Annotated in this window: 1 protein-coding gene; it reads right to left on the minus strand. The window is 46.4% G+C overall.

Features of this window, described 5'->3' with window-relative positions:
- Positions 1 to 111 precede the first annotated feature (111 nt).
- Positions 112 to 787: aminotransferase class III-fold pyridoxal phosphate-dependent enzyme (locus B3182_RS13720; RefSeq protein WP_292753129.1), on the minus strand; the 676-nt coding region annotated here is incomplete at its 5' end.

Genomic DNA, 787 nt, shown 5'->3' on the forward strand with positions numbered 1-787 from the left:
ATCATTTCTCCATTCTATTTTAAGGGTATCGCTATCCGCTTTTCTGGATAACGTGAGGAAGATATTACGCCGCAAAATACAGAAAACTATCAGGCATAATCTTGATCGGACTCAGGATTTTACTGATTCCTCCAACTTATTCACGATAGATTTTATCGCAGTAGTCAACGTAGTTAATTGCTCCGAGGTAATGATGTAAGGCGGCATGACATAAATCATTGAGCGAAATGGTCTTATCCATACGCCCTGCTCCACGATAAACCCTGGCAGCCAGTCCATAAACTTATCCAAAGGCTGATTTAGTTCCACCACCCCAATCGCCCCTTTGCTCCGAACATCTTTAACCAGTGAATGGGAAGATAGTTCATTTAGCTCATCCGTAAGCTGTGCTTCAATTGCCCGCACGCTTTGTTGCCAGTTTGATTCAAGTAATACATCAATACTTTCACAGGCTACGCGACATGCCAACGGGTTACCCATAAATGTCGGGCCATGCATCAACACCCCCTGTCCGTCAGCTGAGATCCCTTGTGCCACTCTGGTTTGACATAGTGTGGCCGCCAACGTCATGTACCCCCCTGTCAGCGCCTTACCTAAGCATAGAATATCTGGCACGACACCAGCTGTTTCATAAGCGAACAAATCGCCTGTCCGACCAAAACCAGTAGCTATTTCATCAAAAATCAGCAACACGCTATGCTTGTCACACAAAGTCCGAAGCTCACGCAGATATTGCGGACAATAAAAACGCATGCCCCCAGCGCCTTGCACCAACGGCTCGACAATC

This window comes from Methylophaga sp. UBA4204, from assembly GCF_002379485.1.
In the GTDB taxonomy this organism is placed as follows: Bacteria; Pseudomonadota; Gammaproteobacteria; order Nitrosococcales; family Methylophagaceae; genus Methylophaga.